Genomic DNA, 23,337 nt, shown 5'->3' with positions numbered 1-23,337 from the left:
ACAAGTCTTCTGTAGAGGTGACTGATGGCGGCGTCCGCAATCGAAAAACCCAAACTCGGCATCAGTGCCTGCCTGATGGGTGCCGAGGTTCGCTTCAATGGCGGACACAAGGAATCTCATCTGTGTACGCAGGCGTTGAGCAAGTACTTCGATTTCGTCCAGGCGTGTCCTGAAGTCGCTATCGGCATGGGCATCCCGCGCGAGCCGATCAGGCTGGTGGGCGACGCAGAAAATCCCAAGGCGCTTGGTACGGTCAATCGTGACCTGGACGTTACCCAGGCCCTGGCGGATTACGGCATACAGATGGCCGCTGAGCTGGGCGATATCTGCGGCTACATCTTCATGCAGAAATCCCCTTCATGCGGCCTGGAGCGGGTCAAGGTCTACCGCGAAAACGGCGCCCCGCTCGATGGCGGCGGTCGCGGGATCTATGCGCAGGCCTTTTGCGAACGTCACCCCGATCTGCCCGTCGAGGAAGACGGCCGGCTCAACGATGCCGTGCTGCGCGAAAACTTCGTCACCCGCGTGTTTGCCTACGCGGCCTGGCAACAGTTGCTGAAAGAAGGCGTCACCCGGCGCGCCCTGACCGAATTCCACTCGCGCTACAAATACCAGCTGATGGCCAACGACCCGGTGCAATACAAGGCGTTGGGCAAGATGCTCGGCAGCATGGGCCGCACCGACCCGAACGAAATCGCGCCGCTGTACTTCAGCCAATTGATGGCAGCCTTGAAAAAGTGCGCCACGCGCAGCACTCACACCAACGTCCTGCAGCACCTGTGTGGTTATTTGAAACAAACCATTACCAGTGAAGACAAGCAGGAAATCCAGCAGGTCATCGCCCAGTATCACCAGGGCATCGTGCCCCTGATCGTGCCGCTGACGCTGCTCAAGCATCATTTTCGCCAACATCCGGACCCGTATGTGGCGCTGCAGGTGTACATGCAGCCCCACCCGGAAAACCTCAGCCTGCGCAATGCGATTTGACTCATGAATGAAACAGACACAGAGGTGCCGGGCGACTGGTTGCCGATCCGCGAGGTTGCACGGCAGACAGGCGTCAACGCCGTCACCCTGCGTGCCTGGGAGCGTCGTTACGGACTGATCGTCCCGCACCGCACCGCCAAAGGTCATCGGCTGTATTCGGACGCGCATGTGCAGCGCGTCATGAAGATTCTGACCTGGCTCAACCGCGGTGTGTCCGTCAGTCAGGTCAAGGGGCTGATCGATGACAATCGCAAGGACGCCCTGCCGCCGACCAACGACTGGGACGCATTGCGTCAGACCTTGCTGGTCGCGATCGGCGAGCTGGCCGAACGCCGGGTCGATGACGTGTTCAATCAGGCGATGTCGCTGTACCCGCCGCGCACGCTGTGTGAGCAGTTGCTGCTGCCGCTGCTGGCCGAGCTGGAACAGCGCTGGCAAGGCAAGTTCGGCGCGCAACTGGAGCGCACGTTTTTCTACTCCTGGCTGCGCAGCAAGTTTGGCGCACGCATCTACCACAACAATCGTCAGCTCAATGGCAGCCCGTTGCTGCTGGTCAATCAGTCCGATCTGCCGCTGGAACCGCACCTGTGGCTGGCGGCCTGGCTGGTGAGCAGCGCCGATTGCCCGGTCGAGGTGTTCGACTGGCCGTTGCCGGTCGGCGAGCTGGCGCTGGCAGCCGAATACCTGAAGCCACGCGGCATAGTGCTGTATTCCAGCAAGTCGCTGAACGTGCTCCATCTGCCCCGATTGCTGGCCAATATCACCTGCCCTGTCGTGCTGGGCGGACCAACGGTGCAGATCCATAATGCCGAGTTGCTCGTACAGGCCAAGGAGATATCTGGACTGACCCTTGCCCACGACGTACTCAGCGCTCAGATCGAGCTGGGCAAGCTCGGACTTATCTAAGGACTTCTCATGCAACTGATCTGGCTGCGCAGCGACCTGCGCGCTCAAGACAACACTGCCCTGACCGCCGCCATGGAGCGCGGTCCGACGCTGGCGGTCTACCTGCTCAGTCCTGCGCAGTGGCGCAGCCATGACGATGCCGACTGCAAGGTAGACTTCTGGCTGCGCAATCTGGTCGAGCTCGAGAAGGCGCTGGGCGAGTTGAACGTTCCTTTGCTGATCCGCGAGGCGGACACCTGGGATCAGGCGCCTGAAGTGCTGGCAACACTGTGCACACAGTTCAAGGTCGAGGGCCTGCACCTCAATCAGGAATACGGCATCAACGAAACCCGCCGCGACCAGGCGGTGCAGAAGGCAATGGAAAAAGCCGGTGTGCACTTCAACAGCTACCTCGATCAGCTGTTATTCAAGCCCGGCAGCATCCTGACCAAGACCGGCAACTATTTTCAGGTATTCACCCAGTTCAAGAAGGTCTGCTACACCCGACTGCACGAGGCCATGCCGCACCCGGTGCGCACCCCGCAAGCGCAGGCGGCACAGTCGATGAAAAGCGATGCGGTTCCCGAGCAGGTCAAGGGCTTTGCCACGCCCTCGAAAGCCTTGCGTGACCTGTGGCCGGCCGGTGAGGCCGAAGCCAGACGGCGCATGGACGCCTTCGCCGACGAGCAGATCAGCTACTACAAGACCGAACGCGACTTTCCGGCCAAGCGCGGCACCAGCCAGTTGTCGGCCTATCTGGCGGCCGGGGTGATTTCGCCGCGCCAGTGCCTGCACGCGGCACTGGCCAGTAATCAGGGCGAGTTCGAGACTGGCGACGTGGGCACCGTGACCTGGATCAACGAGCTATTATGGCGAGAGTTCTATAAACACACGCTGGTCGGCTACCCGCGCGTCTCGCGTCATCGCGCCTTTCGCCCGGAAACCGAGGCGTTGAAGTGGCGCGATGCACCTGAAGAACTGCGCGCCTGGCAAGAAGCGCGTACCGGGCTGCCAATCATTGACGCAGCGATGCGCCAGTTGCTGGAAACCGGATGGATGCACAATCGGCTAAGGATGGTCGTTGCGATGTTTCTCACCAAAAATCTTCTGATCGACTGGCGTGAGGGCGAGCGCTTTTTCATGCGCCACCTGATCGACGGTGATCTGGCGTCCAACAACGGCGGCTGGCAGTGGAGCTCGTCCACTGGTACCGACTCGGCGCCCTACTTCCGTATTTTCAATCCACTGTCGCAGTCGGAACGCTTCGACCCCGAGGGCGTGTTCATCAAGCGCTGGCTGCCGGAACTGGCGGATATGAATAAAAAGCAGATTCACGACCCGTCGTTAATCGGTGACCTGTTTGGCGCTGCCGACTACCCGAAACCCATCGTCGACCTGAGCAAGAGCCGCGCCCGCGCCCTGGCAGCGTTCAAGGCGCTCCCGGCTCGACAGCCGGCCGCAGGAGTCGAACATGGCTGATTTCCTGCATCGCTTCGCCGAGGGTTTTGCCGCGCTGAACAAGGACAACCTTGATCAGGTTGCCGAGCTGTACAGCGAAGACGTGTCGTTCAGCGACCCGATGCACGATATCCACGGCCTTGCCGCCATGCGCCGCTATTTCGGCGAGCTGTACGCCAACGTCCAGGACCTGCATTTCGACTTCCACGCCTTCGACGAGGTGCGCCCCGGCGAGGGCTATCTGGTCTGGACCATGAGTTATTCGCACCCGCGTCTGGCCGCCGGCCGGACAATTCAGGTAGAAGGCTGTTCGCACCTGAAGTGGCGCGACAAGGTTTATCGACACCGGGACTACTTCGATGCCGGTGCATTGCTCTACGAACATCTGCCCATCATGGGTCGAGTCATCCATTGGTTGAAGAAGAGGTTGGGATGAGCACTCCTGTTGCACGACGCATCTGGTTGACCGGAGCAAGCAGCGGCATTGGCCTGGCACTGGCCAAAGAACTGCTCAACGCCGGTCACCGGCTCGCGCTGACCGCCCGCACGCTTGAGCCATTGCAGAACCTTGCGAACGTTTATCCCACGCAGGTGCTGCTGGTGACCGGTGACATCACCGACCCCGAGCAAGTCAAGGCGATTGCCGACGACATCGCCCGGCAATGGGGAGCCCTGGACACGGCCATCTTCAACGCGGGCACCTGCGAATACATCGACGCCCGACAGTTTGAAGCGGCCATGGTCGAACGCGTGGTACGCACCAACCTGCTGGCCAGCAGTTACTGCATCGAGCACGCGTTGCCGCTGCTGCGCAAAGGTCATCAGCCGCACCTGGTCGGCGTGGCCAGTGCGGTGACCTACCTGGCCCTGCCCCGCGCCGAAGCCTACGGCGCGTCGAAAGCCGGCCTGCGTTATCTGCTCGAAGCGCTGCGCCTGGACCTGGCCAGCGAAAACATCGACGTGACAGTGGTCAGCCCCGGGTTCGTCGACACGCCGCTGACGCAGAAAAATGATTTCCCCATGCCCATGCGCTGGCCTGTCGAGAAGGCAGCCAAACATATCGCCAGCAAACTGGGGCGCAACAAACGTCCGCTGGATATCGCCTTTCCGGCGCTGTTCATCTTCAGCATGAGCTTACTGGCCCTGCTCCCGGCACGCGCCCGACTGGCCCTCGGCAAACGCATGGCGCGCAGCGAATCGTCGAATAAGGACGCGCAATGAAGATCGCAGTCATTGGCAGCGGGATTTCTGGCCTGACCAGTGCCTACCTGCTCAACCGCGCGCATGAGGTGACCGTGTTCGAGTCTTCGGACTGGATCGGCGGGCATACTCACACGGTGGATGTGCAGGTCGAAGGCCGCGCCTACGCGATCGACACCGGTTTCATTGTCTTCAACGACTGGACCTACCCCAATTTCATTCGCCTGCTAGGCCAGCTGGGTGTCGGCTTCCAGCCTGCGGAAATGAGTTTTTCGGTACATGATCCGCGCACTGGCGTGGAATATAACGGCAACAACCTCAACAGCCTGTTCGCCCAGCGCAGCAACCTGCTGTCGCCGCGGTTCTGGGGCATGCTGCGCGATATCCTGCGCTTCAATCGTCAATCGGTCGATGATCTGGAAAACCAGCGCATCGCGGCAGACACCACGCTGGGTGAATACCTGAAGACCGGCGGTTATGGCCAGCGCTTCATCGATCATTACATCGTGCCCATGGGCGCGGCGATCTGGTCGATGTCGCTGGCCGACATGCTCGGCTTCCCGCTGCAGTTCTTCGTGCGCTTTTTCAAGAATCACGGCCTGCTCTCGGTCACTCATCGGCCGCAATGGTGCGTGATCGAAGGCGGTTCCAGAAGTTATGTGGAACCGCTGACAGCCTCGTTCCGCGAGCGCATTCGTCTGTCCTGCCCGGTCACACGTGTCGAGCGTGACAGCGAAGGTGTGACGCTGCACAGCGCCATGGGCAGCGAACGTTTCGACAAGGTGGTGTTTGCCTGTCACAGCGATCAGGCCCTGGCCCTGCTGGCACAGCCATCGAATGCCGAGCAGTCGATTCTCGGCGCGCTGCGCTATGCCGAAAACGATGTGGTGCTGCACACCGACACGCGACTGCTGCCCAAGCGCAAACTGGCCTGGGCGAGCTGGAACTATCGCCTGGGCGGCGGCGAACAGCAGTCGGCCGCCGTCACCTATGACATGAACATTCTGCAAGGGATCGAGAGCGACACGACGTTCTGCGTCAGCCTCAACCAGACTGCGGCCATCGACCCGGCCAAAATCCTTGGCCGCTACCGCTATGCCCATCCGCAATACAGCCTCGATGCGATCGCTGCACAGGCGCGCTGGGAGGAAATCAACGGTGTCGATCACACCTGGTACTGCGGCGCCTACTGGGCCAATGGCTTTCACGAAGACGGCGTGGTCAGCGGCCTGCGTGTCGCCCAGGCCTTTGGTGAAACGCTGTGAACAGCGCCCTTTACAGTGGCTGGATCAGCCACCGGCGGTTTGCACCGCGCGCCCATGAGTTCACCTATCGGATAGGCCTGCTCTATCTGGATCTGGATGAACAGGACAGCGTGCTGGGGCTCTCCCCACTGGCAGGCCGGGGGCGTTTTGCGCCGTTCTCGTTTCGTGAGCGAGACTATCTGCCAGAGCTGACCGGGCAAGGACTGACGCTCATCGAGGCGGTCCGCGAGCGAGTCGGCACAGCGTTGGGGCGCATCCCGTCTGGCCGCGTCTGCCTGCTGACGCAGGCGCGCAGTTGGGGGCTGTCGTTCAACCCGGTGAGTTTTTTCTACTGCCACGAAGCTGACGGCACACTGGCCGGCATTCTGTGTGAAGTGACCAATACCCCGTGGGGCGAGCGCTACAGCTATGTGCTGCCCGCCACCGGCGAAGGCCATCAGCATTTCGCCGTGGCCAAGGCCTTTCATGTTTCACCGTTTCTGCCACGTGATCTCGAGTACCGCATGAGCTTCAGCCAGCCCGCCGAACGGATCGGTGTACACATGGCTGACTGGCAAGGCGAGCTGAAGATGTTTGACGCCACGCTCAATCTGACCCGCCAGAGTCTCAACCGCAAGACGCTGCATCGCTATCTGATCGCTTATCCATGGATGACCGCGAAAACCTGTCTGGCCATTTATTGGCAGGCCATGCGCCTGTTGGTCAAACGCATACCCATCTTTTCCCATCAGGCCGCTGACGGCGAGTACCGTGCTGCCGCCGCGCAATCCAAGGACTCACTCCATGAAAAGCAGTAGCAGTAGTTTTTCTGCCAATCTGGGCACCAATGGTTTGACTGCCAACCTCCTGCGCCGAGGCGTGCTGCGGCAACTCGCCGGGCTGCGCAACGGCCAGTTGGTGATTGTCGAACGGGGTGAGCGCCATGTGTTCGGCAAGAACGGCGCGCTGATTCAGGCTGAAATCCACCTTCTCGATTCGGCAGCCTGGGGCATGGTCGCCAGTAACGGTTCCATCGGTGCGGGCGAGGCCTTCATTCATGGCTACTGGACGACACCAGACCTGACGGCGGTGATCAGGGTGTTTGTCAGCAATCTGGATGTGCTGGATGCGATGGAGGGCGGAATGGCGCGCCTGACCCGACCGCTGATTCACGCGTTGCACTGGCTCAACCGCAATACACGCGAAGGCTCGCAGAAAAACATCGCGGCCCACTATGACCTGGGCAACACGCTGTTCGAGCAGTTTCTCGACCCGACCATGATGTACTCAGCCGCACAGTTCCTCAGCGAAGACGACACGCTGGAACAGGCGCAGTTGAACAAACTCGAGCGCATCTGCCAGAAACTCGCCCTGAAACCCACCGATCACCTGCTGGAAATCGGCACCGGCTGGGGCAGCATGGCTATTTACGCTGCGCAGCACTACGGCTGCCGGGTGACCACTACGACCCTGTCCAAGGAGCAGTTCGCCTACACCGAGCGACGGCTGATCGAACTGGGCCTGCAGGATCGCGTGACACTGCTGCTGACCGACTACCGGGACCTGACCGGTGAGTACGACAAGCTGGTGTCCATCGAGATGATCGAAGCGGTCGGCCATCGCTTCCTGCCCACCTACTTCGAGCAATGCGCGAACCTGCTGAAAAGCAACGGCATGATGCTGCTGCAGGCGATCACCATCCGCGAACAGCGTTACGCACAGGCCAAGCGCACTGTGGACTTCATCCAGCGTTACATTTTCCCCGGTGGCGCCCTGCCCTCGGTGGCGAAGATGCTCGACATCGTCGGCAGCGATACCGACATGAACCTGCTGCACATGGAAGATTTCGGCTTGCACTACGCGCGCACCCTGCGCCTGTGGCACGACAACTTCAAAAACGCCCACGGCAAACTCGCTGAGCTGGGTTACGACGAGCATTTCCTGCGCCTGTGGGAGTTTTACCTGTGCTACTGCGAAGGCGGCTTCCTGGAGCGGACCATCGGCACCGCGCAACTGCTGCTCGCCAAGCCCGAAGCGCTGCGCGAACCGCTGCTTGGGCGCTTCAATGCTTAAATCCATCGCCAACGCGCTGTTGTTTCAGATCGGCTGGTTCGCCTGCGTACTGGGTGGCAACAGCTTCTGGCTGCTGATCGCCGTGGGCGTGCTGGCGGTGCATTTTCTGTGGATCAGCTCATGGGCAGCCGAAGGCCGTCTGATTCTGACGGTGACTTTGATCGGTATCGTGCTGGACAGTACCTTGATGGTGCTCGGCGTTTTTGATTTCGGCACGGGCGGCTACCTCTTGCCGTTGTGGCTGGCGCTGTTGTGGGCGGTGCTGGGCACCACGCTCAATCATTGCCTGGCCTGGACGGCGAAGCCGCTATGGCGTGCAGTTGTGCTGGGCGCTATTGGCGGCCCGATGTCGTACTATGCCGGCTCGCAACTGGCCCAGGTCCACCTTCCCCTCGGAGTGTGGCCAGGCATGCTGGTGCTGGGGCTGGTCTGGGCGGGTGTATTTCCCCTGCTGCAATGGCTGGCAGCCCGCGCCGCCAGACACTCGGGAGAAACGCTCTGAACGCTACACTCATTCCGCTCGCCGAGGTCCACGGCGAACCGGCAGTCACTTGTTCGACCTGCGCAGCCTGCTGCTGCCAACTGGAAGTGATGCTGATCACCGACACGGGCGTGCCTGAGCGTTACATCGATACCGATGAGTGGGGTGGCGAGGTCATGTTGCGCCTGGATGACGGCTGGTGCGCTGCGCTGGATCGCAACACGATGATGTGCACGATCTACGAGAAACGCCCGTTGATCTGTCGTGAATTCGAAGCGGGTGCGGAAGACTGCCTGAACGAACGCAAAGGGATTGCGACGGCTTATCTTTGATTCATCACTATCGTCCCCACGCGCTGTGCTAAGCGTTATACACAAATCTGTTCTTGATTCTGGCCGAAGGCCGTAGGAGCGGACCGGGCGACGCTTCGCTTGTTCGCGAAGGCGTCAGTTCAGACGAAGTATTTTCGGTGAATATACCGGCCCTTTCGCGAACAAGTTCGCTCCTACGCCCTGCGGGCAGAAGCCTGAAAGCGCCGTCACCCGGGCTCTTCTGCGGGGGGGGGATGGTCCGGAGCGGAGCGTCACGAAATGCATGCCAACGCGGGGCGCTGGCATGAGAGGCAGCTGTTTTATCAGAACGGCATCTTGTAGTGCAGTGCGTAGCTCTCTATACCGTCGTTCGGCTCTTTGATGCCGGCGTTGGAGTAGTGGGTCGCACGGATACCGACTTCATGCCCGCCCGCGAAGCGCAGACCGAAACCGATACGGTCTTCGAAGTTGAAGGCAGAACCGAACTTGCGGTCTTCGACCTGGGTGTTGGAGAACACCGAGACGCCGATACCGGCTTCTACGTATGGCTTGACGTTGCCGTTGCCGAACTCGTAGACCAGAACCGGGGAGAACGACAGGCTGTGGTTATCCTTGTAGTCCTTGCCATCCCAGTAGGTGTAAGCGCCATCCCAGTAGCCGGTCAGACGACCGATGTCGCTTTGCAGCCAGGTTTTATCCCAATCAAACTGCACGCCCAGACGATAAGTCATGGTCGACTCGCCGGTCTGACCGACCGAAAACTCAACACCATCAGCCTGCGCGATTGAAGCTTGCCCTGCCAAAGCGGCCGCAATCACGGCCAGGCAAAAGAGTCTCTTCATGAGAAACGTCCTAAATATATTAAATTGTACGAAAAGTGTTGGAATTCATCAGCCGCTTTTATAGAAGCCGCGGAGGCGACGTAAGTTCACCCCAAAAGCGCTTTTTTTCACGTTTTTTTTACAAACGGAAGCTTCTCACATTGCCGACGTTTTGCGACAAAAAAGGTAGGATTTTTCTGAAATTGTCCGGTATGTCACTAGACCAATACACAGTGTCTCGGGCGACACCACTGGCAAGCAGGCCGGACCGCGCCAAAAGACGCTGCAGCTGCCGCGCCACTGCGGCTCCGGTATCGATCAGGGTGACCGATTCGGGGAGCATTTCGCGCAGCAATGGCTTGAGAAACGGGTAATGAGTACAGCCCAGAATGATCGTGTCACAGCGCGCTGCCAGCAATGGCTCGACATAGTGCTGCAGCAGCTGACGGATTTGCGGACTGACCAGGTCGCCGGTTTCGATCAGCTCGACCAGCCCGGGGCACGGCTGGGTCACGACCCGCACATCGTTGGCAAAACGGTCCAGCAAGGCCGCAAAGCGGGCGCTTTGCAGCGTTCCGGTAGTCGCCAGCACACCGACAACGCCGCTGCGGGTCGCCTCGGCAGCCGGTTTGACCGCTGGCTCCATACCGACAATCGGCCAGTCCGGGTAGCGCTGACGTAGGTGCGACACACCTGCGGCAGTAGCCGTGTTGCAGGCGACGACCAGCGCCTTGGCCCCCTGCTCGCGGAAAAACCCGGCAATCGTCAGGCATCGCTCGATGATGAATTCGGGAGTCTTTTCACCGTAGGGAATGTGCCCGCAGTCCGCCAGATACAGCAGCGACTCGCTGGGCAACAGCTGGCGGATTTCATTGAGCACCGACAGACCACCGACCCCGGAATCGAAGATTCCGACCGGTGCATCGCCGCCATGGCTCATATGCACGTCAAGCATGCTCGCGCTGCACACTGGCCGGACCACAGACGCTGCACGCCGGGTCACGCTTGACCTTCAGTTCACGGAAACGCGTGCTCAAGGCGTCGATCAATAACAGTCGACCGACCATGGGTTCGCCAAAGCCGGCCAGCAGTTTCAACGCCTCCAGCGCTTGCAGGCTGCCAACCAGACCGACCAGCGGCCCGATGACACCGGCCTCGCTGCAGGTCAGTTCGGCTTCGCTGCCATGCCCGTACAGACAATGGTAACAAGGGCTGTCCGCACGACGCGGGTCGAACACCGACAACTGCCCTTCAAGCCGAATGGCCGCACCACTGACCAACGGCTTGCCGGCAGCGACACAGGCGGCGTTGACCGCTTCGCGAGTGGCGAAATTATCCGAGCAATCGAGCACCAGATCGACAGCCTGTACCGCCGCATCCAGTGAGTCGGTATCCAGCGCTGCACGATGAGCGACAAGGGTGATCTCGGGATTGATCGCATTGAGCCGGGTGATGGCCGAATCTACCTTGGCCTGCCCGATGCTCTGAGTGTCGTGGATGATCTGGCGTTGCAGGTTGGTCAGGTCGACGTGATCGAAATCCGCCAGATGCAGCTCACCAACCCCAGCGGCGGCCAGATACAGGGCCACCGGCGAGCCAAGCCCGCCGACGCCCACGACCAGCGCACGACTTTGCTTGAGTCTTAGCTGGCCATTGATATCAACATGTTGCAGCAGAATCTGGCGACTGTAGCGCAGCAGCTCCTGATCACTCAGCACAGCTTGCATCCGAACGTGATGCGCTCATGCTCGCCCAGATCACGGCGCGTCTGAATACGCTCGAAGCCCTGGCGAATCAGCAGCTCACGCACCGCAGGTCCCTGATCGTAGCCGTGCTCCAGCAGCAGCCAGCCATCCGCATTTAGATGTGCAGGCGCCTGTTCGATGATCGTGCGCAAGTCATCCAGCCCGTCGGAACCGGCCACCAGCGCACTGCTCGGCTCAAAACGCACGTCGCCAGCCGACAGATGCGGATCTGCGTCAGAGATGTACGGCGGGTTGCTGATGATCAGGTCGAACTGTCGACCTTGCAGGCCACCGAACCAGTGGCTTTCAAAGACTTCGGCGTTGTTCAGTTGCAAGCGCTGCCGGTTACGCTCAGCCAAGGCGACGGCCTCTGGCACACGGTCAACCGCGGTGACCTTCCATTGCTGGCGGTCGTTGGCCAGCGCCAGCGCAATTGCGCCGGTGCCGGTGCCGAGGTCCAGCACCTGAGCGGGTGCGAAGGCAGGCACCAGTTCCAGTGCCGCCTCGACCAGCATTTCGGTTTCGGGGCGCGGGATCAACGTGTGTGGGGCGACTTCCAGATCAAGCTTCCAGAAGCCCTGCTGGCCGAGGATGTAAGCGACCGGCTCGCCCTTGCGGCGGCGCTCCATGTAGCCGGCGAATGCCACGGCGGCTTCGGTGCTGACGATGCGTTCGGGCCAGGTGTGCAGAAAACTGCGTGGTTTGCCCAGCGCCGCCGCCAGCAGCAGCTCGGCATCAAGCCGTGCAGTCGGTGAATCGGGAAGCTCGGCGCTTCTGAGTACACTTGCGATGATGGTCATTTACTCACCCAGTGCCGCAAGTTGGTCAGCCTGATATTCAGCGAGTAGCGGCTCTATCACTGCATCGACTCCGCCCGCCAGAACTTCATCCAGCGAATACAGAGTCAGGTTCACGCGGTGATCCGTCACTCGCCCCTGAGGGAAGTTATACGTACGTATGCGCTCGGAACGGTCACCCGAGCCGACCAGCAGCTTGCGTTCGCTGGCAATGGCATTGGCCGCCGCGCTGGTCTGCTGATCATTCAGTTTGGCAGATAGCCAGGACATTGCCCGGGCTCTGTTCTTGTGCTGCGAACGCTCTTCCTGGCACTCGACGACAATACCCGACGGCAAGTGGGTAATGCGGATCGCCGAGTCGGTTTTGTTGACGTGCTGTCCACCAGCGCCCGAAGAACGATAGGTGTCGACCCGCAGGTCGGCTGGGTTGATCTCGATCGCCTGCTGCTCGTCAGGCTCCGGCAACACCGCAACCGTACAGGCTGAGGTATGGATGCGGCCCTGGGATTCGGTCTCTGGAACACGCTGCACACGGTGCGCACCGGACTCGAATTTCAGCTTGCCGTAGACGCTTTCCCCCTCGACACGTGCAATGACTTCCTTGTAGCCGCCATGCTCGCCTTCGTTTTCGGAAAGAATCTCGACCCGCCAGCCACGCCGCTCGGCGTAACGCGAATACATGCGGAACAGGTCGCCGGAGAAGATCGCCGCTTCATCGCCACCGGTGCCTGCGCGGATTTCCAGAAACACGTTACGACCGTCGTTCGGGTCCTTGGGCAACAGCATGCGCTGCAATTGCGCTTCCAGCTCGACCAGTTGCTGTTTGGTTTCGCGAACTTCCTCGACGGCCATTTCGCGCATGTCCGGATCGCTGTCCTTGAGCAGCGCCTGTGCGCCCTCCAGGTCGCCCTGCACCCTGAGCAACTGCGCGTAGAGCGCAACGACTGGCTCCACTTCAGCGTATTCACGGGAATAGGCGCGAAAGCGTGTCTGGTCGCTGATGACTTCCGCGTCGCCGAGCAGCGCGGTCAGTTCCTCGAAACGGTCGCTGAGCACATCCAGCTTATTGAGCAGTGAAGCTTTCATTGCGGGGGTTTATCCGTCGAGCCCTCACCGAGGGCAAAAAGTTCCTGGGCCATGGCCAGCGCATCGACGCGACCTTCGGCAGACAGCTTCTTGAGCTGCACGCTGGGTGCATGCAGCAATTTGTTGGTCAGGCCACGCGCCAGCTGGATCAGTACGTCCTCGGCATTGCTGCCGTTGGCCAGCATACGTTGCGCCTTGCTCAGCTCTTCGTCACGCAGCCGTTCGCTTTGCTGACGATAGGCACGCAGCACGTCGACTGCGGCCAGTTCGCGCAAGCGCGACATGAAGTCCTCGGCACCCACGCTGACCAGCTGCTCGGCGGCCAGCGCCGCGCCCTGACGGCTCTTGAGATTCTCTGCCACCACTTCATGCAGGTCATCAACGCTGTACAGGTAAACATCGTCCAGCTCGCCGACTTCAGGCTCAATATCCCGCGGTACGGCGATATCGACCATGAAAATCGGTTTGTGCTTGCGCAGCTTCAACGCACTTTCCACGGCGCCCTTGCCCAGAATCGGCAACTGGCTGGCGGTGGAGCTGATCACGATATCGCTGTTGACCAGTTCCGCCGGGATGTCCGACAGCAGCACCGCGTGCGCACCGAACTCGGCGGCGAGCATGCTGGCGCGTTCCAGCGTGCGGTTGGCGACCACGATACGCTTGACGCCCAGATCATGCAGATGCCGGGCGACCAGAGTAATGGTCTCGCCTGCACCGATCAACAAGGCCTGGCTGCGTTGCAGGTCACTGAAAATCTGTTTCGCCAGGCTGACTGCAGCAAAGGCCACAGAGACCGGGTTTTCGCCAATGGCAGTGTCGGTACGTACCTGTTTGGCAGCGCTGAACGTCGCCTGAAACAGTCGACCAAGCAACGGCCCGACCGTGCCGGCTTCGCGGGCAACCGCGTAGGCGGACTTCATCTGGCCGAGAATCTGCGGCTCGCCGAGCACCAGCGAATCGAGCCCCGAGGCGACACGCATCATGTGCCGCACGGCAGCGTCATCTTCGTGCACGTAAGCACTGGCACGCAATTCTTCAAGACTGAGGTGATGATAATTGGCCAGCCAGGCAAGAATACTGTCCGCGCCAAGGTGCTCGTGTTCGATGTACAACTCGCTGCGGTTGCAGGTCGAAAGGATCGCAGCCTCGCGGCTTTGCGTCAGTTGGCAGAGCTGCTGCAATGCCTCGACCAGCTGTTCCGGGGTAAATGCCACACGCTCGCGAACGTCGACCGAGGCGGTCTTATGGTTGATACCGAGTGCAAGGAAGGCCATTCAGGGTCGCAGGTGGTGACGTGAAGCCGGTAATTGTCCTACTTCGATAAGCTCAGAACAACCACCACATATTATTGTCCCACTACAATCGCTCGTCGCAGACCGTGCTTTCGGCTCCGCGACACTGCAAACACACGCATTGCATCAGTTTTTCCGACGGCTGTGGGTTTTGCCAACAGCCTTGTGTCATGATGCTCCCACCGCAGGTAAGCCGCCCTTCTTATATATGAATAGATCCTCCGCGTTGTTCCTTGCTCTCGCCTTTCTGGGTGGCTGTCAGTCCATGACTCCCGCCTCGTCACAGCCTGTGCCCGCTCAAAAGGACGCCCCGCCCGCGCCTGAAGCCAAGCCGCAGGTCTATGGCTCGTTCACTCAGGACACCCTGGTCAGCCTGTTGAGTGCGGAGCTGGCTGGCCAGCGCAACCGCTTTGACATCGCCCTGGACAACTATGTGACCCAGGCGATCAAGACTCAGGACCCGGGGGTCTCGGAGCGCGCTTATCAGATCGCCGAGTACATGGGTGCCGATCAATCGGCGCTGGATACCGCACTGATCTGGGCGAGGAACGCGCCGGGCAATCTTGAAGCGCAACGAGCTGCCGCCATTCAACTGGCGCGCGCCGGGCGTTACGACGATTCCCTTGTGTACATGGAGAGAGTTCTGCAAGGCCAGGGCGACACGCACTTCGATTTTCTGGCCCTGTCGGCGGCCGAAACAGATCCGGACACCCGCAATGGTCTGCTCAAGAGCTTTGACCGACTGCTGGGCAAATACCCGAACAACGGCCAGCTGATTTTCGGCAAGGCGCTGTTGCTGCAGCAGAACGGCGATTCCGAACAATCGCTGAAACTGCTTGAAGACAACCCGCCGAAAGAAGGTGAAATCGCGCCGATCCTGCTGCACGCCCGCCTGCTGCAAAGCATGAATCGAGGCAAGGAAGCGGTGCCCCTGCTGGAAAAAAGCATCAAGAAATACCCCGACGACAAGCGCCTGCGCCTGACCTATGCGCGCATGCTCGTCGAGCAGAACCGCATGGAAGACGCCAAAGTGCAGTTTTCCGCACTCTTGCAGCAGTATCCGGATGACGACGAGCTGCGCTTTTCGCTGGCCCTGGTGTGCCTTGAAGCCAAGGCCTGGGACGAAGCCGCGGGTTATCTGGAAGAGCTGATCGCCCGTGGCGCGCATGTCGATTCGGCGCATTTGAATCTGGGCCGCATCCACGAAGAGCGTGATGACCCGCAAAGCGCGCTCAACGAATACGCTCAGGTCGGTCCCGGCCCGGACTTCCTGGCGGCGCAATTGCGCCAGGCCGATATTCTGATCAGCAACGGTAACGGTGCCGAAGCCGCCAAACGGCTGTCCGAAGCGCGCGCCGAAGAGCCCGATTATGCAATCCAGCTGTACCTGATCGAAGCCGAAACCCTGACCAGCAATGATCAACTGGACCGTGGCTGGCAGGTGCTGAATCAGGCGCTCAAGCAATACCCGGACGACGCCAACCTGCTGTACACCCGCGCCATGCTGGCTGAAAAACGCAATGATCTGGCGCAGATGGAAAAAGACCTGCGCACCATCATCAAGCGCGAACCGGAAAACGCCATGGCGCTGAATGCGCTGGGCTACACCCTTTCCGATCGCACGACGCGTTATAGCGAGGCACGCGACCTGATCGAAAAAGCCCACAAGATCAGTCCCGACGATCCGGCAGTGCTCGACAGCCTTGGCTGGGTGAACTACCGCCTGGGCAATCTGGACGATGCCGAGCGCTACCTGCGTCAGGCACTCGAACGCTTCCCCGACCACGAAGTGGCCGCCCACCTGGGCGAAGTACTCTGGGCCAAGGGCGAGCAGCGCGAAGCCAAAAAAGTCTGGGCCAAGGCCCTTGAACAACAACCCGACAGCACCGTCCTGCGCAGCACATTGCGACGCTTGACCGGATCAGAGACCCTTTGACGTTATGTTTTTGCGCCACGTAATCGTATTCAGCCTCATCGCCCTGCTCACCGGCTGCGCCGGCCTCACCTCCCGCGAAGCCGTTCAGGGCAAGGGTGACCCCGCGCAATGGCGCGAGCACAAACAGCAACTGAGCAGCCTCGATGGCTGGCAGATCAATGGCAAGGTCGGTATCCGCGCGCCGAAAGACTCCGGCAGCGGTACCCTGTTCTGGCTGCAGCGCCAGGATTACTACGACATCCGCCTGTCCGGCCCGCTCGGTCGTGGTGCAGCGCGGCTGACCGGCAGGCCCGGCGCCGTGGTGCTCGAAGTTGCCAATCAGGGCCGCTACGAAGCCACCTCGCCAGAATCACTGCTGCAGGATCAACTGGGCTGGAAACTGCCCGTGTCGCACCTTGTATGGTGGGTACGCGGTCTGCCGGCACCGGACAGCAAAAGCAACGTGACACTCGATGGCGACAGCCGGCTGGCCAGCCTTGAACAGGATGGCTGGCAGGTGGAATACCTCAGCTACGTCGAGCAGAACGGCTATTGGCTGCCGGAACGCGTCAAGCTGCACGGGCAGGACCTGGATGTCACGCTGGTCATCAAGGACTGGCAGCCTCGCAAACTGGGGCAATGACCATGAGCACGCCACAACTGGTTTTGCCTGCCCCGGCAAAACTCAATCTCATGCTGCACATTCTCGGACGTCGTTCTGACGGTTATCACGAACTGCAGACGCTGTTTCAGTTTCTCGATTACGGCGACGAACTGGGTTTTGCCGTTCGCGAGGACGGCGAGATTCACCTGCAGACCGACGTTCCCGGTGTCCCGCATGACAGTAACCTGATCGTCAAAGCCGCCCGTGCCCTGCAACAACAGTCCGGTTGCACACTGGGCATGGACATCTGGCTGGAAAAACGCCTGCCCATGGGTGGCGGTATCGGCGGCGGCAGCTCGGATGCAGCGACCACCCTGCTGGCCCTGAATCATTTATGGCAGCTCGGCTGGGATGAGGATCGTCTGGCGCAACTGGGGCTGACACTGGGCGCCGATGTACCGGTTTTCGTACGTGGACATGCTGCTTTTGCTGAGGGCGTCGGCGAAATTCTCACCCCGGTGGACCCGGAAGAACCCTGGTATTTGGTGCTCGTCCCGCAAGTATCTGTAAGTACAGCAGAAATTTTTTCAGATCCGTTGTTGACACGCGACACGCCGCCCATTAAAGTGCGCCCCGTTCCCAAGGGAAACAGTCGAAATGACTGTAAGGCGGTTGTAGAGAGGCGTTACCCAGAAGTACGTAACGCTTTGAATTTGTTAGGTAAATTTACCGAAGCAAAATTAACCGGAACTGGAAGTTGTGTGTTTGGGGCCTTCCCAAACAAAGCTGAAGCTGATAAAGTCTCGGCCCTTCTTACAGAGACCCTTACGGGGTTCGTAGCGAAAGGAAGCAACATCTCGATGTTGCATCGCAAGCTGCAAATTCTGTAGCAGGAATTGAGTGTCAGGCACTCGATTGATTCAATACAGGGGCGTCGCCAAGCGGTAAGGCAGCAGGTTTTGATCCTGCCATGCGTTGGTTCGAATCCAGCCGCCCCTGCCATTTTCTATACTCATCCAGGTTACCCTCAGCCTCTAGGTACTGCGCGTGTCCAAGATGATGGTCTTTACGGGGAATGCCAACCCCGATCTCGCTCGGCGTGTAGTACGTCAGCTGCATATCCCACTGGGTGATGTTTCTGTTGGAAAATTCTCCGACGGCGAAATCAGCACTGAGATTAATGAAAACGTCCGCGGTAAAGACGTCTTTATCATTCAGCCGACCTGCGCACCCACGAACGACAACCTGATGGAACTCGTCGTGATGGCTGATGCCTTCCGTCGCTCCTCAGCGTCCCGAATCACTGCTGTGATTCCCTACTTTGGTTATGCCCGCCAGGATCGCCGTCCGCGCTCCGCACGTGTTGCCATCAGCGCAAAAGTTGTCGCTGATATGCTGACCGTAGTGGGAATCGACCGTGTGCTCACGGTTGATCTGCATGCTGACCAGATTCAGGGCTTCTTCGACATTCCGGTAGATAACATCTACGGCTCCCCCGTTCTGGTGGATGACATCGAAGATCAGCGCTTTGAAAACCTGATGATCGTTTCCCCGGATATCGGCGGTGTCGTGCGTGCACGTGCTGTCGCCAAATCCCTGGGTGTCGATCTCGGTATCATCGACAAACGCCGTGAGAAAGCCAATCACTCCGAAGTGATGCATATCATTGGTGATGTCGAAGGGCGTACCTGCATTCTGGTCGATGACATGGTCGATACCGCCGGCACGCTGTGCCACGCGGCCAAGGCCCTGAAAGAGCATGGTGCTGCCAAGGTCTTCGCCTACTGCACACACCCTGTGCTGTCGGGTCGGGCGATCGAAAACATTGAAAATTCCGTGCTGGACGAACTGGTGGTGACCAACACCATCCCGTTGTCCGCCGCCGCTCAAGCCTGTGGCCGTATCCGTCAACTGGATATTGCCCCGGTAGTCGCCGAAGCGGTTCGCCGCATCAGCAACGAAGAATCGATCAGCGCGATGTTCCGTTAACTGACATCACGCAGACGAAAAGCGCCCCGCCCTGACATCCGGTCAGGGCGGGGCTTTTTTGCCCATACCATCCGAGCGCTGGTCGCAAACGCAACGGTGGATGTGGTTAATTTGGAGATACAACATGAACGAATTTACCCTGAATGCAGAACAGCGTTCCGACCTGGGGAAAGGTGCGAGCCGCCGCCTGCGTCGTCTCGCTAGCCTGGTTCCAGCTGTCGTCTACGGTGGCGACAAAGCCCCCGAGTCCATCAGCATGCTGGCCAAGGAAGTTGCCAAACTGCTGGAAAACGATGCGGCCTACAGCCACATCATCGAGCTGAACGTTGGTGGCAAGAAGCAAAACGTCATCATCAAGGCGCTGCAACGTCACCCGGCCAAAGGCCACGTGATGCACGCTGACTTCGTGCGCGTTATTGCCGGCCAGAAGCTGACCGCAATCGTGCCGATCCACTTCCTGAACGAAGAAGCTCCGGTCAAGAAAGGCGGCGAGATCTCGCACACTACCACTGAACTGGAAGTGACCTGCCTGCCGAAAGACCTGCCTGAGTTCATCGAAGTCGATCTGGGCGCGCTGGAAGTAGGTGACAACGTTCACCTGTCCGAACTGAAAGCCCCTAAAGGCGTTGAGTTCGTCGCTTTGGCACACGGTACTGACCTGGCAATCGCCAACGTCCACGCACCGCGTATCGTCAAAGACGAAGAAGAAGGTGAAGCTGAAGAAGGCGCTGCCGAGTAATTCATTACTTGGTAACGTCGGAGTTGCTCAGGAGACATCGCGAGCGATAGCAGGCAAAGCGGGCGAGATCGCTGAGTTTACATCATGGTAAATGAGCAGTTTTCGTCCACATTGCCGCTGTCGTCAGCGGTTCAACCCTCAACTCCAAAGGAAGAGCCCCTGTCGTGACCGCCATACAACTGATCGTGGGCTTGGGAAATCCAGGCGCCGAATACGAACAGACCCGGCATAACGCAGGGGCTTTTTTTGTTGAGCGTATTGCTGCGGCGCAACGAGTTAACCTCGTTCCCGAGCGCAAATTCTTTGGCCTGACCGGGCGCTTCACGCACCAGGGTCAGGATGTTCGTCTGCTGATTCCCACCACTTACATGAACCGCAGCGGCCAGGCTGTCGCGGCACTCGCGGGCTTTTATCGCATCCCGGTCGAGTCGATTCTGGTGGCGCATGACGAACTGGACCTGCCTCCGGGCGTTGCCAAACTCAAAGTGGGTGGCGGCCATGGCGGTCATAACGGGCTGCGCGACATCATTGCGCAGCTCGGCAACCAGAACACATTCCATCGCTTGCGGCTTGGCATTGGCCACCCGGGCGATGCCAGCAAGGTATCCGGCTTTGTCCTGGGTCGAGCGCCACGCGCCGAACAGGAAAAACTGGACGCCAGTATCGACTTTGCCCTCGGCGTGCTGCCGGATATCTTCGCCGGTGAATGGAACCGGGCGATGAAAAACCTGCACAGCCAGAAGGCCTGACATCACTCGAGGGGAAACACCATGGGATTCAATTGCGGCATCGTCGGCCTGCCTAACGTCGGCAAGTCCACCCTGTTCAACGCCCTGACCAAATCTGGTATCGCGGCCGAGAACTTCCCCTTCTGCACCATCGAGCCGAACAGCGGTATCGTGCCGATGCCCGACCCGCGTCTGGCGGCCCTGGCTGCCATCGTCAACCCGAAACGCATCCTGCCGACCACCATGGAGTTCGTCGACATCGCCGGCCTCGTGGCAGGCGCTTCGAAGGGCGAAGGCCTGGGCAACAAGTTTCTCGCCAACATCCGCGAGACCGATGCCATTGCTCACGTGGTGCGCTGCTTTGAAGACGAGAACGTGATTCACGTTTCCAACAGCGTCGACCCCAAGCGCGACATCGAGATCATCGATCTGGAACTGATCTTCGCCGACCTCGACAGCTGCGAGAAGCAACTGCAAAAGGTCACCCGCAACGCCAAGGGCGGCGACAAGGACGCAGTGGTCCAGAAAGGCCTGCTGGAACAGTTGATTGCACACTTCAGCGAAGGCAAGCCTGCACGCAGCCTGATGAAGAGCATGAGCAACGACGAGAAAGCCACCATCCGTGGCTTCCACCTGCTGACCACCAAGCCGGTCATGTACATCGCCAACGTCGCCGAAGACGGCTTCGAGAACAACCCGCTGCTGGACGTGGTCCGCGCCATCGCCGAAGAAGAAGGCGCAATGCTGGTGCCGGTCTGCAACAAGATCGAAGCCGAAATCGCCGAGCTTGATGACGGCGAAGAGAAAGACATGTTCCTCGAAGCCCTGGGCCTCGAAGAACCCGGCCTGAACCGCGTGATCCGCGCTGGCTACGAAATGCTCCACCTGCAGACCTACTTCACCGCTGGCGTCGAAGAAGTCCGCGCCTGGACCGTCCGCGTCGGTGCCACCGCACCACAAGCCGCAGGCGTGATCCACACCGACTTCGAAAAAGGCTTCATCCGCGCCGAAGTGGTGGCATATGACGACTTCATCCAGTTCAAGGGTGAGTCAGGTGCCAAGGAAGCCGGCAAGTGGCGTCTGGAAGGCAAGGAATACATCGTCAAGGACGGTGATGTGATGCATTTCCGGTTTAACGTCTGATTCGAGTATCCGGTTTCAGGGGCTTCCTGAAACACTTCGAACGGCACACCTCGATAAAACCGCGCCCTGGCGCGGTTTTATCGTTTTGGAGCTGCGCTCGTATGACAGCCACCGCGTAGGCTCCCTTAGGTTATCGATCATCCCTCGGTCAGGGTACGTCATCACTCCAGGTCATTGTTGCTCTCTCGCAAGATGGGGTTCACGCCCTCCCCGGTCAGCACCTCACTTGGGGAGGTGTCACATCCCTGATGCTGTTTCCGGGTAACTTCATCGAATTGATTGGTATCGAGGATGCCTCCAATCCAGGCGGCAAGCACATAGACAGGACACCGGCCCCTCCCTGACGAAAAACGCCCCGCAAACAGGTTTGCGGGGCGTTCGGACCAGCATGCAGCGGATGCCGGATTACTTCTTCAGACGCCCGTAACGGTCTTCAAAGCGCACGATGTCGTCTTCGCCCAGGTATGAGCCGGACTGCACTTCGATCAGCTCCAACGGCACCTTGCCGGGGTTGGCCAGCGAGTGCTTGACGCCCAGCGGGATGTAAGTGGACTGATTCTCGGAAAGGATCAGTTCCTGATCGTCGCAGATAACCTTGGCAGTACCGGATACAACGATCCAGTGCTCGGCGCGGTGATAGTGCATCTGCAGCGACAGGCACTCGCCTGGCAGTACGCTGATGCGCTTGACCTGATAACGCTCGCCGAGATCGATCGTGTCGTAGTGGCCCCACGGGCGGTTGACCAGTGGATGAGTCACGAACTCAGGGCGCTCTTCTGCCTGCAGACGCTTGACCACGTCCTTGACCTGCTGGCTGTTGTGCTTGTTGGCAACCAGAACGGCGTCCTTGGTTTCGATGACGATCAGGTCCTCGACGCCGACAGTGGCCACCAGTCGATGGTGCGACTGCACCAGGCAGTTACGCGTGTCGATTGCCATCACATCGCCTTCAAGGCGATTGGCATTCTCGTCGTGCGGGCCCACGTCCCAGATCGCTGCCCAACTGCCCAGATCGTTCCAGCCTGCGTCCAGCGGCACGACCAGACCGAGATCGGTGTGCTCCATGACCGCGTAGTCGACGGACTCATCGGCGCACAAGGCAAACTTCTCGGACGAGACGTGCAGGAAGTAGCTGTCGGCATCGGAGTCAGCCAAGGCTACGCGGCATGCAGACAATATGTCGGAACGATGCTTTTTCAGCTCAGCCAGGAACACCGAGGCACGGAACATGAACATACCGCTGTTCCACAGGTAAGCACCCGAAGACAGGTATTCGGCAGCCATTTCCGGCGACGGCTTTTCCTTGAAGGCCTCGATCGCGAAGCCACCCTGGGCAATGGACTCGCCACAGTGAATGTAGCCAAAACCGGTTTCAGCGTGAGTCGGGGTGATACCGAACGTCACCAGACGACCCGCCTCAGCGTGCACCTGAGCAACCGTTACCGCTTGTCGGAAAGCGTCTTCATCATGAATATGATGGTCGGCAGCCAGTACCAGCAGGATCGGGTCAGTTCCATCAGCCGTTGCTTCAAGCGCAGCCAGAGCGATGGCCGGCGCAGTGTTGCGGGCGAGCGGCTCAAGGATGACACGACGGCTACCCATCTTCGCTACACGCAGCTGCTCGGCGACGATAAAGCGGTGATTTTCGTTGCTCACGACAACCGCAGGCGCGTGCTCAAGGCCTTTCAGGCGGCCCAGCGTGCGTTGAAACATGGTTCCCTGATCCTGGCCATCAAGGGCAAGAAACTGCTTCGGGAAACTCTGTCGCGATAAAGGCCACAACCGCGAACCACTACCGCCAGCCAGAATTACAGGGGTGAACATAGACGCTCCATTCTT

At 59.7% G+C, this 23,337-nt stretch carries 24 protein-coding genes and 1 tRNA gene; 18 read left to right on the top strand and 7 right to left on the bottom strand.

The annotated features are described in order from the left end of the window. The first annotated feature begins 24 nt into the window (after positions 1–24). From KBY02_RS10300 to KBY02_RS10255, 10 genes are read left to right on the top strand one after another with little or no spacing between them, the layout of a single operon-like run. A complete protein-coding gene (locus KBY02_RS10300; protein ID WP_225650303.1) occupies positions 25–987 on the top strand; it encodes a YbgA family protein in 963 nt (320 codons plus the stop codon). A 3-nt stretch (positions 988–990) separates the two neighbouring features. Next, positions 991–1,893, top strand: a complete 903-nt coding sequence (locus tag KBY02_RS10295) for a MerR family transcriptional regulator (protein WP_225650301.1) — start codon at positions 991–993, stop codon at positions 1,891–1,893. A gap of 9 nt (positions 1,894–1,902) precedes the next feature. Then, positions 1,903–3,351, top strand: coding sequence for a deoxyribodipyrimidine photo-lyase (gene phrB, locus KBY02_RS10290; RefSeq protein WP_225650300.1), 1,449 nt, complete (start codon positions 1,903–1,905; stop codon positions 3,349–3,351). Further along, positions 3,344–3,766: a nuclear transport factor 2 family protein gene (locus KBY02_RS10285; RefSeq protein WP_003433711.1), complete on the top strand. Its 423-nt coding sequence runs from the start codon at positions 3,344–3,346 to the stop codon at positions 3,764–3,766. Before phrB ends, KBY02_RS10285 begins: the two co-directional genes overlap by 8 nt. Then, positions 3,763–4,551 carry an SDR family NAD(P)-dependent oxidoreductase gene (locus KBY02_RS10280; protein ID WP_004406947.1) on the top strand — a complete coding sequence of 263 codons (789 nt, stop codon included), beginning with the start codon at positions 3,763–3,765 and terminating at the stop codon, positions 4,549–4,551. The genes KBY02_RS10285 and KBY02_RS10280 overlap by 4 nt, the downstream gene beginning before the upstream one ends. Next, complete coding sequence (locus KBY02_RS10275) at positions 4,548–5,795, top strand: NAD(P)/FAD-dependent oxidoreductase (RefSeq protein WP_024661277.1); 1,248 nt, start codon at positions 4,548–4,550, stop codon at positions 5,793–5,795. The genes KBY02_RS10280 and KBY02_RS10275 overlap by 4 nt, the downstream gene beginning before the upstream one ends. After that, positions 5,792–6,592: a DUF1365 domain-containing protein gene (locus KBY02_RS10270; protein WP_024661276.1), complete on the top strand. Its 801-nt coding sequence runs from the start codon at positions 5,792–5,794 to the stop codon at positions 6,590–6,592. The genes KBY02_RS10275 and KBY02_RS10270 overlap by 4 nt, the downstream gene beginning before the upstream one ends. Continuing rightward, positions 6,579–7,847, top strand: coding sequence for an SAM-dependent methyltransferase (locus KBY02_RS10265; protein WP_024661275.1), 1,269 nt, complete (start codon positions 6,579–6,581; stop codon positions 7,845–7,847). The genes KBY02_RS10270 and KBY02_RS10265 overlap by 14 nt, the downstream gene beginning before the upstream one ends. After that, positions 7,840–8,349: a DUF2878 domain-containing protein gene (locus KBY02_RS10260; RefSeq protein WP_024661274.1), complete on the top strand. Its 510-nt coding sequence runs from the start codon at positions 7,840–7,842 to the stop codon at positions 8,347–8,349. The genes KBY02_RS10265 and KBY02_RS10260 overlap by 8 nt, the downstream gene beginning before the upstream one ends. Further along, complete coding sequence (locus KBY02_RS10255) at positions 8,304–8,660, top strand: YkgJ family cysteine cluster protein (RefSeq protein WP_046722219.1); 357 nt, start codon at positions 8,304–8,306, stop codon at positions 8,658–8,660. Before KBY02_RS10260 ends, KBY02_RS10255 begins: the two co-directional genes overlap by 46 nt. Before the next feature lie 302 nt (positions 8,661–8,962). On the opposite strand, the gene KBY02_RS10250 is transcribed toward KBY02_RS10255, so the two are convergent. From KBY02_RS10250 to hemA, 6 genes are all read right to left on the bottom strand, one after another. Further along, a complete protein-coding gene (locus tag KBY02_RS10250) occupies positions 8,963–9,481 on the bottom strand; it encodes an acyloxyacyl hydrolase (protein ID WP_002552154.1) in 519 nt (172 codons plus the stop codon). Between the two features lie 118 nt (positions 9,482–9,599). After that, positions 9,600–10,415, bottom strand: coding sequence for a glutamate racemase (gene murI, locus KBY02_RS10245; RefSeq protein ID WP_103378292.1), 816 nt, complete (start codon positions 10,413–10,415; stop codon positions 9,600–9,602). Further along, positions 10,408–11,178 carry a molybdopterin-synthase adenylyltransferase MoeB gene (locus tag KBY02_RS10240; protein WP_162492729.1) on the bottom strand — a complete coding sequence of 257 codons (771 nt, stop codon included), beginning with the start codon at positions 11,176–11,178 and terminating at the stop codon, positions 10,408–10,410. Before KBY02_RS10240 ends, murI begins: the two co-directional genes overlap by 8 nt. Beyond that, positions 11,172–12,005, bottom strand: a complete 834-nt coding sequence (gene prmC / locus KBY02_RS10235; protein WP_060400317.1) for a peptide chain release factor N(5)-glutamine methyltransferase — start codon at positions 12,003–12,005, stop codon at positions 11,172–11,174. Before prmC ends, KBY02_RS10240 begins: the two co-directional genes overlap by 7 nt. After that, positions 12,006–13,088, bottom strand: coding sequence for a peptide chain release factor 1 (gene prfA / locus KBY02_RS10230; RefSeq protein ID WP_010430223.1), 1,083 nt, complete (start codon positions 13,086–13,088; stop codon positions 12,006–12,008). Next, positions 13,085–14,362, bottom strand: coding sequence for a glutamyl-tRNA reductase (gene hemA / locus KBY02_RS10225; protein WP_011266733.1), 1,278 nt, complete (start codon positions 14,360–14,362; stop codon positions 13,085–13,087). The genes prfA and hemA overlap by 4 nt, the downstream gene beginning before the upstream one ends. A 226-nt stretch (positions 14,363–14,588) precedes the next feature. On the opposite strand from hemA, the gene KBY02_RS10220 reads away from it, so the two are divergent. The 8 genes from KBY02_RS10220 to ychF all read left to right on the top strand — a co-directional run bounded on the left by KBY02_RS10220 (position 14,589) and on the right by ychF (position 21,498). Continuing rightward, entirely contained in the window at positions 14,589–16,316 is a 1,728-nt protein-coding gene (locus tag KBY02_RS10220; protein WP_111522466.1) for a tetratricopeptide repeat protein, read from the top strand. Positions 16,317–16,320: 4 nt separating this feature from the next. After that, positions 16,321–16,938 (top strand): lipoprotein insertase outer membrane protein LolB, encoded by a 618-nt coding sequence (gene lolB / locus KBY02_RS10215; protein ID WP_003365627.1) that lies wholly within the window; start codon positions 16,321–16,323, stop codon positions 16,936–16,938. Between the two features lie 2 nt (positions 16,939–16,940). Continuing rightward, complete coding sequence (gene ispE / locus KBY02_RS10210; RefSeq protein WP_225650298.1) at positions 16,941–17,789, top strand: 4-(cytidine 5'-diphospho)-2-C-methyl-D-erythritol kinase; 849 nt, start codon at positions 16,941–16,943, stop codon at positions 17,787–17,789. Positions 17,790–17,826: 37 nt separating this feature from the next. After that, positions 17,827–17,901, top strand: a tRNA-Gln gene (locus tag KBY02_RS10205). A 45-nt stretch (positions 17,902–17,946) separates the two neighbouring features. After that, positions 17,947–18,888 carry a ribose-phosphate pyrophosphokinase gene (locus KBY02_RS10200; RefSeq protein ID WP_003317125.1) on the top strand — a complete coding sequence of 314 codons (942 nt, stop codon included), beginning with the start codon at positions 17,947–17,949 and terminating at the stop codon, positions 18,886–18,888. Positions 18,889–19,012: 124 nt separating this feature from the next. After that, positions 19,013–19,627, top strand: coding sequence for a 50S ribosomal protein L25/general stress protein Ctc (locus KBY02_RS10195; protein WP_003317126.1), 615 nt, complete (start codon positions 19,013–19,015; stop codon positions 19,625–19,627). Positions 19,628–19,791: 164 nt separating this feature from the next. Beyond that, the gene (gene pth, locus KBY02_RS10190; protein WP_003317127.1) at positions 19,792–20,376 is read left to right on the top strand and encodes an aminoacyl-tRNA hydrolase; all 585 of its coding nucleotides are present in this window, start codon (positions 19,792–19,794) and stop codon (positions 20,374–20,376) included. 21 nt (positions 20,377–20,397) lie between these two features. Further along, on the top strand, positions 20,398–21,498 hold the full coding sequence (ychF, locus tag KBY02_RS10185; RefSeq protein ID WP_003404927.1) for a redox-regulated ATPase YchF: 1,101 nt from the start codon (positions 20,398–20,400) through the stop codon (positions 21,496–21,498). A gap of 405 nt (positions 21,499–21,903) precedes the next feature. On the opposite strand, the gene KBY02_RS10175 is transcribed toward ychF, so the two are convergent. Next, the gene (locus KBY02_RS10175) at positions 21,904–23,322 is read right to left on the bottom strand and encodes a mannose-1-phosphate guanylyltransferase/mannose-6-phosphate isomerase (protein ID WP_104683728.1); all 1,419 of its coding nucleotides are present in this window, start codon (positions 23,320–23,322) and stop codon (positions 21,904–21,906) included. Between the last annotated feature and the right edge of the window lie 15 nt (positions 23,323–23,337).

Source organism: Pseudomonas sp. P129, from assembly GCF_020312195.1.
Taxonomy (GTDB): domain Bacteria; phylum Pseudomonadota; class Gammaproteobacteria; order Pseudomonadales; family Pseudomonadaceae; genus Aquipseudomonas; species Aquipseudomonas fragariae.
The sequence above is the reverse complement of the archived record's forward strand: the minus strand, read 5'-3'. Positions and strand labels throughout refer to the sequence as shown.

Excerpts from the sequence above, each read along its gene's own strand:
- KBY02_RS10300 (WP_225650303.1), top strand. The coding sequence starts at position 25 with ATGGCGGCGTCCGCAATCGAAAAACCCAAACTCGGCATCAGTGCCTGC.
- KBY02_RS10295 (WP_225650301.1), top strand. The coding sequence starts at position 991 with ATGAATGAAACAGACACAGAGGTGCCGGGCGACTGGTTGCCGATCCGC.
- phrB (WP_225650300.1), top strand. The coding sequence starts at position 1,903 with ATGCAACTGATCTGGCTGCGCAGCGACCTGCGCGCTCAAGACAACACT.
- KBY02_RS10285 (WP_003433711.1), top strand. The coding sequence starts at position 3,344 with ATGGCTGATTTCCTGCATCGCTTCGCCGAGGGTTTTGCCGCGCTGAAC.
- KBY02_RS10280 (WP_004406947.1), top strand. The coding sequence starts at position 3,763 with ATGAGCACTCCTGTTGCACGACGCATCTGGTTGACCGGAGCAAGCAGC.
- KBY02_RS10275 (WP_024661277.1), top strand. The coding sequence starts at position 4,548 with ATGAAGATCGCAGTCATTGGCAGCGGGATTTCTGGCCTGACCAGTGCC.
- KBY02_RS10265 (WP_024661275.1), top strand. The coding sequence starts at position 6,579 with ATGAAAAGCAGTAGCAGTAGTTTTTCTGCCAATCTGGGCACCAATGGT.
- KBY02_RS10260 (WP_024661274.1), top strand. The coding sequence starts at position 7,840 with ATGCTTAAATCCATCGCCAACGCGCTGTTGTTTCAGATCGGCTGGTTC.
- KBY02_RS10255 (WP_046722219.1), top strand. The coding sequence starts at position 8,304 with ATGGCTGGCAGCCCGCGCCGCCAGACACTCGGGAGAAACGCTCTGAAC.
- KBY02_RS10250 (WP_002552154.1), bottom strand. The coding sequence starts at position 9,481 with ATGAAGAGACTCTTTTGCCTGGCCGTGATTGCGGCCGCTTTGGCAGGG.
- murI (WP_103378292.1), bottom strand. The coding sequence starts at position 10,415 with ATGCTTGACGTGCATATGAGCCATGGCGGCGATGCACCGGTCGGAATC.
- prmC (WP_060400317.1), bottom strand. The coding sequence starts at position 12,005 with ATGACCATCATCGCAAGTGTACTCAGAAGCGCCGAGCTTCCCGATTCA.
- prfA (WP_010430223.1), bottom strand. The coding sequence starts at position 13,088 with ATGAAAGCTTCACTGCTCAATAAGCTGGATGTGCTCAGCGACCGTTTC.
- hemA (WP_011266733.1), bottom strand. The coding sequence starts at position 14,362 with ATGGCCTTCCTTGCACTCGGTATCAACCATAAGACCGCCTCGGTCGAC.
- KBY02_RS10220 (WP_111522466.1), top strand. The coding sequence starts at position 14,589 with ATGAATAGATCCTCCGCGTTGTTCCTTGCTCTCGCCTTTCTGGGTGGC.
- lolB (WP_003365627.1), top strand. The coding sequence starts at position 16,321 with ATGTTTTTGCGCCACGTAATCGTATTCAGCCTCATCGCCCTGCTCACC.
- ispE (WP_225650298.1), top strand. The coding sequence starts at position 16,941 with ATGAGCACGCCACAACTGGTTTTGCCTGCCCCGGCAAAACTCAATCTC.
- KBY02_RS10195 (WP_003317126.1), top strand. The coding sequence starts at position 19,013 with ATGAACGAATTTACCCTGAATGCAGAACAGCGTTCCGACCTGGGGAAA.
- ychF (WP_003404927.1), top strand. The coding sequence starts at position 20,398 with ATGGGATTCAATTGCGGCATCGTCGGCCTGCCTAACGTCGGCAAGTCC.
- KBY02_RS10175 (WP_104683728.1), bottom strand. The coding sequence starts at position 23,322 with ATGTTCACCCCTGTAATTCTGGCTGGCGGTAGTGGTTCGCGGTTGTGG.